6 protein-coding genes and 1 other RNA gene are annotated in these 3,704 nt (G+C 60.1%); 5 read left to right on the forward strand and 2 right to left on the reverse strand.

Annotated features, from left to right (window positions below):
- Together VK725_RS05290 and VK725_RS05295 are read right to left on the reverse strand one after the other, a co-directional pair.
- A partial coding sequence (locus tag VK725_RS05290) for an aminopeptidase P N-terminal domain-containing protein (protein ID WP_325317012.1) occupies window positions 1–1,089 on the reverse strand: 1,089 nt, incomplete at its 3' end.
- A complete protein-coding gene (locus VK725_RS05295; RefSeq protein WP_325317013.1) occupies window positions 1,086–1,649 on the reverse strand; it encodes a UPF0149 family protein in 564 nt (187 codons plus the stop codon). The genes VK725_RS05290 and VK725_RS05295, both read right to left, overlap by 4 nt.
- A gap of 102 nt (window positions 1,650–1,751) precedes the next feature.
- On the opposite strand from VK725_RS05295, the gene VK725_RS05300 reads away from it, so the two are divergent.
- The 5 genes from VK725_RS05300 (at window position 1,752) to VK725_RS05320 (ending at window position 3,665) form a co-directional block, all read left to right on the forward strand.
- Complete coding sequence (locus VK725_RS05300) at window positions 1,752–1,976, forward strand: TIGR02449 family protein (protein WP_325317014.1); 225 nt, start codon at window positions 1,752–1,754, stop codon at window positions 1,974–1,976.
- Window positions 1,969–2,307, forward strand: a complete 339-nt coding sequence (locus tag VK725_RS05305; RefSeq protein ID WP_325317015.1) for a cell division protein ZapA — start codon at window positions 1,969–1,971, stop codon at window positions 2,305–2,307. The genes VK725_RS05300 and VK725_RS05305 overlap by 8 nt, the downstream gene beginning before the upstream one ends.
- A 7-nt stretch (window positions 2,308–2,314) precedes the next feature.
- Window positions 2,315–2,501: non-coding RNA, 6S RNA (ssrS, locus tag VK725_RS05310), on the forward strand.
- A gap of 97 nt (window positions 2,502–2,598) precedes the next feature.
- Window positions 2,599–3,216, forward strand: a complete 618-nt coding sequence (locus tag VK725_RS05315) for a 5-formyltetrahydrofolate cyclo-ligase (protein ID WP_325317016.1) — start codon at window positions 2,599–2,601, stop codon at window positions 3,214–3,216.
- On the forward strand, window positions 3,213–3,665 hold the full coding sequence (locus VK725_RS05320) for an EVE domain-containing protein (protein ID WP_325317017.1): 453 nt from the start codon (window positions 3,213–3,215) through the stop codon (window positions 3,663–3,665). Before VK725_RS05315 ends, VK725_RS05320 begins: the two co-directional genes overlap by 4 nt.
- Window positions 3,666–3,704: the final 39 nt, after the last annotated feature.

The raw sequence follows: 3,704 nt of genomic DNA on the forward strand, positions 1-3,704 counted from the left end.
ATAGTCGCCTACGTCGTGCACATCCAGGCCAAGCCAATGACTGGTTTTGGCGGGAAAAAAGCGCTTGTAACTGCCCTGCTCGATGGCTTCTGCAGGATCGCCCTTGATCAAACCGAGTGCGCACAAACCCGCAGTGATCACGTGCACGGCGACATCGTGTGCGGTGTTGTAACTGCGGCCGGGTTGCACTTCGTCAATCGCCGCCAATTGCGCAGTCAGCACGATCTCGTAGAGAGCGCGCTGCTCCCGGCTGTAGCGGCCACTGATGGGGAAACTTCGGCTGATGTCGGAGGCATAACACTGCAACTCGGCACCGGCATCGATCAGCAGCAAATCGCCACCTTTCAAGGGCGCGCGATTGGCCTGGTAATGCATGGTGCATGCGTTGACGCCACCGGCGACGATGGGCGGAAACGCCGTGAAGGCGCCATGGCTGCGCATTACACGAATCAATTCCGCTTCGACTTCGTATTCGTGACGCCCGGCATGTGCGAGTGACATCGCAGCCAGATGCGCCTCGACCGCGATGGCAGCAGAGGCGCGCATCAATTTCAATTCGGCGCGAGATTTGTACAGGCGCAGGTCGTGCAGCAAATGACCGAGTGCAACAAATTCCTTGGGCACCACGCCGCCGCCACGCAGCTGACGCAAACGGCGCATCCAGCCCAGTAGCTGTGCATCGAACTGCGGCTCGCGCCCGAAGTGGCAATAGACGCGCCCGCGTCCTTCGATCATGCCTGGCAGAATGTCGTCGATATCGTCGATGGGGAACGCATCGTCCATGCCGTATTCGCTGACCGCACGTTCGGTACCGATGGACGGGCCATGCCAGCGCTCATGCTCGGGATCGCGCTCGCGGCAGAACAAGACGGCCTCGCCATGCTGCCGTCCCGGCAGCAGCGCAAGTACCGCGTCAGGCTCGGGAAAGCCGCTGAGATAGTGAAAATCCGAATCCTGCCGGTACGGCCACGCGGCATCGGCATTGCGCATGCGCTCGGGCGCGGTGGCAATGATGACGACGGCATCTTGCCCCGCCATTTTCATAAGCTGGCGGCGACGGCGTGCGAATTCGTCGGGTGCGATAGTCAATGCAGGGTGTCGTTGGCGGGTTGGTTAGGAATATGACATTCGGTGAACAACAACATGACGCCCATGCGTACAAATTCGTGCACTTCGATCAGGGCATCTTCGTCTTCGTCTTCGTCGCCGAAGTCCAACGACGACGATGCAATCGAGCCGATATCGCGCAGGATTTCCTTGCCTTCGTCCGACAACCGGTTGTGGATGTCCGGGCCACCCAAACCGAAACCGCCGAGAAAGCCGCGGCACCAATCGACAAGGGCATCGGCACGTTCGGTTAAGGGACGGTCGTCGGACGGCAGCAACGGCTCGAAGCCAAGTTCGGGGTCGGCCAGTTCCGCTTCGCTTTGACGAACCAGTTGCACCAGTACCCCTTGATCGGCCGGCGCAACGGAGATGCCACCGGCATCCAGATGCAGCACTTCCAGCAGCGAACGCCTGCCCGGCCGGCCGTTACCCGCCAGGTAACCGCATAGCGATCCGTGCAACTCGCTGGCGCTGATGGCCAGCCGCAAGTGCGTCGTGACGCTGTCCAGTTCGTCATGACCGATAAAGTCTGAGGCGGTCATAGCGGCACTCCGTTAACGGCTAAAGCACAAGTCTAATGCACACCCCCGTCCAGGCGTTCGTCCCCCGCAGATTTCTAGCGGCGTCCTGATATAGTGCGGCACATGAAACCTTCCGACTCTACCCAGTTCGAACTAGCCGCCTTAAGCCAGCAGCTTGATCGGCTGCTTGAGCATGTGCATCGGTTGAACGAAGAAAATCGCAGCCTGCGTCACAGCCAGGAACAACTGGCGAGTGAACGTGCTGGTTTGTTGGCACGCAATGAACAAGCACGCAGCCGGGTGGAAGCCATGATCCAACGACTCAAGGCGCTTGAAAGCAATGGCTGACGTCATTAGCACAACTACCAACGAGCCCGTTGCGCTGCGATTGATCGATCGCGAATTTCTGATTGCGTGTCCGCCCGACGAGCGCGAAGGCTTGCTGGAAGCGGCGAGTTTTCTCGACCGTAAAATGCGCGACTTGCGCGCGCACGCCAAAACGCCCGGCTTCGATCGCCTGGCGGTGCTGGCTGCCATCAGCATCACGCACGAATATCTGCAGCTGAAAAAACAATCGGTTCCCAATGCAGACGCCAACGTTGCTGAACCTGGCATCGCTGAAAGTCTGGCTACGTTGCGCCGCAAGCTTGAAGCAGCACTAGATGCACACGTAAAATAGGTACCGGCGTTCTCTGCGGTGTGCGCCAGCACACTCTTACATTTTGCCTTGTTCCTATTTACGACCCGGGACGGTTACTTAAGGTTGTTGTGCATGTCCGCCACGAGCGGAAAGCCTTTAGACCTTAATCTCCCTCCCACCTGATCCCATTTGGATCAAGGTCGTTTGGTGGGCAGCGGCATCGCGGTTGACGCCACCTCATTCCCAGTCCGGTCGCCGCTCACACGGCGGCCGGGAGCGGACCGCCAGCCGTGGCATCCGCGGGCGTACGAGCTTCAGGAGACGCGCGACGTGGATACCGCCGCACGACGCCGTGAATTGCGCCAGCGCCTCGCCGAGCGTCGGCGCGCATTGACCCCGCCCCAGCGCATGATGGCCGCCCAGGGGCTGCGCCGCAGCCTTGAGCACCTGCCCGAATACCATACGGACCAGCGCGTCGCCGGTTATTGGGCCTGCGACGGCGAATTGCCGCTCAACCTCGTAATTCCGCCGCTCGCATCGCGCGGGCAGCAGTTCCTGCTGCCGCTGATCGGCCAGGACAACCTCCTGCGCTTCGCGCCCTGGGCGTCCGGCGACGCCGTGCAGCCGAACCGGTTCGGCATCCCTGAACCCGTCACGCCGCGCGAATGGCTCGCACCGTTCCAGCTGGATCTGGTGCTGGTGCCGCTGATGGCGTTCGACCGTCGTGGCAACCGATTAGGCTACGGCGGCGGTTATTACGATCGCAGCTTTTCATTTCTGAAAGATCAATTGCGTCCCACCGAGCCGTTGCTGGTCGGCATCGCCTACGATTTCCAGGAATTGCCGGAGATCCTCCCCGAAAGCTGGGATGTAACACTGGACTTCATTGCCACCGATCACGAACTGATCGATTGCCGCGCCGATGCCGCAGGAGACGCCAGCGTATGAACTACTGGCTAATGAAAACCGAGCCCGACACGTTCTCCATCGACGATCTGAAGCGCAAGAAGCACGAAGCATGGGACGGCGTGCGCAACTATCAGGCCCGCAATTTCATGCGCGACGACATGCGCGTGGGCGACGGGGTGTTTTTCTATCACTCCAACTGCGCGGAACCGGGGATTGCGGGCCTCGCGGAAGTGGCGACCGACGCCTACCCCGATCCCAGCCAGTTCGATCCGAAAAGCAAGTATTTCGATCCGGGCAGCTCTCGCGACAATCCGCGCTGGATGTTGGTGGATGTGAAATTCGTGAAGAAACTCAAGCGCGTGATCACGCTCGATGAGTTGAAGAATCACAAGGCGCTGGCCGACATGCGGTTGCTACGCAAGGGCAATCGTCTTTCGGTGATGCCGGTGGAAGCGGCGGATTGGAAATATATCCTGGGGCTTGAATAAAAGCGCCGCGCCAACCCAACCTACTGAAACACCCGCTGC

It is taken from the genome of Dyella sp. (assembly GCF_035486915.1).
In the GTDB taxonomy this organism is placed as follows: Bacteria; Pseudomonadota; Gammaproteobacteria; order Xanthomonadales; family Rhodanobacteraceae; genus Dyella_B.